Origin of the sequence: Williamsia sp. (assembly GCF_016462415.1) — a bacterium.
Taxonomy (GTDB): Bacteria; Actinomycetota; Actinomycetes; order Mycobacteriales; family Mycobacteriaceae; genus Williamsia_A.
This window is the reverse complement of sequence record NZ_JAEMTF010000082.1, coordinates 15,546-19,496: the sequence shown is the minus strand read 5'-3', so window position 1 is coordinate 19,496 and position 3,951 is coordinate 15,546. Positions and strand designations below refer to the sequence as shown.

At 69.2% G+C, this 3,951-nt stretch carries 5 protein-coding genes and 1 pseudogene; 1 reads left to right on the top strand and 5 read right to left on the bottom strand.

Annotated elements, in window-relative coordinates; genetic code table 11:
• Both JHC79_RS17380 and glpX read right to left on the bottom strand, forming a co-directional pair.
• Window positions 1-349 (bottom strand): lyase family protein (locus tag JHC79_RS17380; protein WP_296393098.1); only part of this gene is annotated, 349 nt, incomplete at its 3' end.
• 11 nt (window positions 350-360) lie between these two features.
• Entirely contained in the window at window positions 361-1,365 is a 1,005-nt protein-coding gene (gene glpX, locus JHC79_RS17375) for a class II fructose-bisphosphatase (RefSeq protein ID WP_296393096.1), read from the bottom strand.
• 89 nt (window positions 1,366-1,454) lie between these two features.
• On the opposite strand from glpX, the gene JHC79_RS17370 reads away from it, so the two are divergent.
• Window positions 1,455-2,042: a DUF4245 domain-containing protein gene (locus JHC79_RS17370; RefSeq protein WP_296393094.1), complete on the top strand. Its 588-nt coding sequence runs from the start codon at window positions 1,455-1,457 to the stop codon at window positions 2,040-2,042.
• Between the two features lie 9 nt (window positions 2,043-2,051).
• On the opposite strand, the gene JHC79_RS17365 is transcribed toward JHC79_RS17370, so the two are convergent.
• The 3 genes and pseudogenes from JHC79_RS17365 to JHC79_RS17355 form a co-directional block, all read right to left on the bottom strand.
• Window positions 2,052-2,339: an exodeoxyribonuclease VII small subunit gene (locus JHC79_RS17365; RefSeq protein ID WP_296393092.1), complete on the bottom strand. Its 288-nt coding sequence runs from the start codon at window positions 2,337-2,339 to the stop codon at window positions 2,052-2,054.
• Window positions 2,340-3,584: an exodeoxyribonuclease VII large subunit gene (gene xseA / locus JHC79_RS17360; RefSeq protein ID WP_296393090.1), complete on the bottom strand. Its 1,245-nt coding sequence runs from the start codon at window positions 3,582-3,584 to the stop codon at window positions 2,340-2,342.
• 28 nt (window positions 3,585-3,612) lie between these two features.
• A pseudogene (locus JHC79_RS17355) lies at window positions 3,613-3,951 on the bottom strand (hypothetical protein); the annotation flags it as partial.

Below are 3,951 nucleotides of genomic sequence, written 5' to 3'. Positions count from 1 at the left end.
CCTCGTTGGCGTTCATGTTCGAGCTGGTGCCCGAGCCGGTCTGGAACACGTCGATGGGGAACTGGTCGTCGTGCTCACCGGCCGCGATCTCGGCGGCCGCGGCGATGATCGCGTCGGCCTTCTCGGCGTCGAGCAGCCCGAGGTCCTTGTTCACCTGTGCGCAAGCGGACTTCAGCAGACCCATCGCGCGAATCTGGGTGCGCTCGAGCGGGCGGTGAGAGATCGGGAAGTTCTCGACGGCGCGCTGGGTCTGGGCCCGCCACAGTGCGTCGACGGGGACCCGGACCTCGCCCATGGTGTCGTGTTCGATACGGAACTGCGGTGTGCCGTCGGCGTCAGAATCACTCATGGACAACGACCTTAACCGAAGTCGATGGTCGCGAATTCACGCAGCTTGTCCACCTGGTGAAAGCCCTCGATCCGTCGGATCGTCCCGGACTTCGACCGCATCACCAGTGAGCGGGTGGTGGCGCCGGTCGAGCGGTAGCTCACGCCGCGCAGCATGTCGCCGTTGGTGACGCCGGTGGCGCAGAAGAACATGTTCTCGCCCTTGACCAGGTCGTTGGTGGTCAGCTTCTGGTCGAGTTCGAGTCCGGCGTCGATCGCCTTCTGCCGCTCGGCATCGGTCTGCGGCCACAGCTTGCCCTGGATCTCGCCGCCCATACATTTCATCGCGACGGCGGTGATGATGCCCTCGGGGGTGCCGCCGATGCCCATCAGCATGTCCACCGAGCTCTCGGCCTGCGCGGCGGCGATCGCGCCGGCGACGTCACCGTCGGAGATGAGTCGGACCTTGGCGCCCGCGGCGCGGATCTCGCCGATCAGATCGGCGTGGCGGGGACGGTCGAGCACGACGACGGTGGTGTCGGCGACGGCGATGTTCTTGGCCTTGGCGACCGAGGTGACGTTCCACTCGACCGACTGGTTGATGTCGATGGCGCCCGCGGCCTCCGGGCCGACGGCGATCTTCTCCATGTAGAACACCGCGGACGGGTCGTACATCGTGCCGCGCTCGGACACGGCGATGACCGCGATAGAGTTCGGCCGGCCCTCGGCCATCAGGGTGGTGCCGTCGATCGGGTCGACGGCGACGTCGACCTCGGGGCCCTCGCCGTTGCCGACTTCCTCGCCGTTGTAGAGCATCGGGGCCTCGTCCTTCTCGCCCTCGCCGATGACCACGACGCCACGCATCGACACCGTCGACAACAGCTGACGCATGGCGTCGACAGCCGCGCCGTCGCCGCCGTTCTTGTCGCCGCGCCCGACCCAGCGACCGGCCGCGAGTGCCGCTGCCTCGGTCACCCGGACCAGCTCCATCGCCAGATTTCGATCCGGGGCTTGCGGGGAGCGGACGGGGTCGGACATGGAGGCCTCCAGTGCTCGGTCGCGCGTGGTGGGAGCCCACGGCGGGTGTGGTGATCATCCTTTCATGGGCGTGCGTGGATACTGGTCTCGTGGCTGCCAAACCCCGGATACTGACCGATCACAAAGACATGATCTGGTCGCTGATCCCGCTCATCGCGATCTGTGCGGTGATCGCGGTCGTCTCCGGCAACTGTTCGGTCGGTCTGACCGGTGGGGCGGGCGACGACAAGACGCCCGCATACGACGTGACCGCCGGCCTGACCGCCGATGCCCAGACCATGACGTTCCCGATCCGGCTGCCCGAGACACCGAAGGACTGGAAGCCGAACTCCGGGAGCCGGGGCGGCGTCGACGGCAAGACCGTGAGCAACGCCGGCTACATCACCGGAGACGGCGTGTACATGCAGCTCAGCCAGACCGATGCGACCGAGGACTCCCTCGTCGGGTACCTCAGCACCGGGCAGGTCCTGGGCCGCGGGGTCGCCGAGGTCGGCGGCGCGCAATGGGTCCGCTACGGCGCCGACGACGGCAAGTCGGTGTGGGTCACCGACACCAAGGACACGCGTATCGCGTTGTACAGCAAGGCCAACGAGAGCGACTTCTGGACACTGGCGTCCGCGGTGACCGCGGCGAAGGTGCTGACGCCGCGACGCGACCGGCCGGTACCCACCGGGTAGAGCGGCGACTCAGTCGCCGAGATCGCCGTCGTCATCGTCGTCGACGATGTCGGAATCGGTGTCCGCGTCGACATCACCCAACGCGGTCTCGATGCGTCTGCGCGCACCCTCGAGATGCTCCTCACACCTGCGGGCGAGTGCCTCGCCGCGCTCCCACAGGGTCAGGGAGGCGTCGAGGTCGAGTCCGCCCTGCTCCAGGGTGCGGACGACCGCGACCAGTTCGTCGCGGGCCTGCTCGTAGCCGAGATCGTCGACCGAGGGCTCCTCGGTGTCGGCGTCGGTCTTGCGGGTGGCCATCTATGCATCCCTCTTCTTGTCGGTGCCCATCACCGCGGCGCGCATGGCTCCGTCGGCGACTCGTACGCGTAGTTGCGACCCGATGGGCATGTCGCCCACGGACGCCACCACCTCGGGTGGATCGTCGCCGTGTACCCGCTGCACCACCGCGTAACCGCGGGCCAGCGTCTGCGCGGGCCCCAGTGTGGACAGGCGAGCGGCCAGACTCTCGACGCGGTGTTCCTCGTGTCCGACGAACCGCGCGACCTCGCGCCGCACCTCACGCAGGGTCCGCTCCAGGGACTCGGTGCGTTCGTCGATCATCCGCAGTGGGTCGGCCAACACCGGTCGGGCGCGGAGACCGAGCAGCCCCCGATGTTCGCGGGAAACCCAGTTACGCAGCGCACCTGCGGTTCTCGCACGAAGCTCGTCGATCAGGGCCAACTCGGCGGCGACGTCTGGCACGACTCGCTTGGCGGCGTCGGTCGGGGTCGCGGCGCGCAGGTCGGCGACGAGGTCGAGCAGCGGGTGGTCGGGTTCGTGCCCGATCGCCGAGACCACCGGGGTCCGAGCCTGCGACACCGCGCGCAGCAGCGTCTCGTCGGAGAACGGCAGCAGGTCCTCCACGCTGCCCCCGCCGCGGGCGATGATGATGACCGACACGCCGGGGTCGGCCTCGAGCTCGGCGAGCGCTCGCAGGATCGCCGGGACGGCGGTGGGCCCCTGGACCGGTGTGTTGCGGACCTCGATCCGCACCGACGGCCAGCGACCCTGCGCCACCGAGAGCACGTCGCGCTCGGCGGCGCTGGACCGGCCGGTGATGAGTCCGATGCCGTGCGGCAGGAACGGGAGCGGTCGTTTGAGGCCCGGCTCGAACAGTCCCTCGGCCGCGAGCAGGCGACGGAGGCGCTCGATCCGGGCGAGCAGCTCGCCGATGCCCATCGGTCGGATCTCGGTGACGCGCAACGACAGTGTGGCGCGCCCGGTGTAGAAACTGGGCCGGCCGGCCATCACCACGCGGATGCCCTCGGTGAGCGGGACCTCGCAGCGGTCGAGCACGGCGGGGGAGCAGGTCACCGAGATCGAGATGTCGGCCGACGGGTCACGCAGCTGCAGGAACGCGGTCTTCGACCCGCGCCGGCTGATCTGGGTGATCTGGCCCTCGACCCAGACCTGACCCAGCCGGTGGATCCAGTCGGCGATCTTGGTGTTAAGCGTGCGTACCGGCCACGGGTCCTCCGGCGTGGACTTGCCGGGCCCGCTCACCGCAGCGATCCGGGGTGGATCGACGCGCTCACTTGCCTGCCGCGGCCGTGATCCGGTTGTCGAGCATCGTCTGGAACGGGGCGCGGCCCCGATGGCTGCGCTCGTAGTCGGCGAGCGCCTGCAGGTCGTCGAGATCGACCGAGCGGATCTTGGAACGGAGCTGGGCCAGCGTCAGTCCGTCGTAGTCGAGGTACTCGACGATCTCGGGGGCGTCCGCGGACGGGGCGACCGGCGTCGCCTCGACGTCTGATCGCACGACGTTCTCCGGCGCGGAGCTGTAGAGCGCGAAACGGCCGGTGTTCGCGGGCGCGGCATCACCGTTCGCCGACCCCGCGTCGTCGCTCGACGGCTTCTTCGGTGCGGCCTT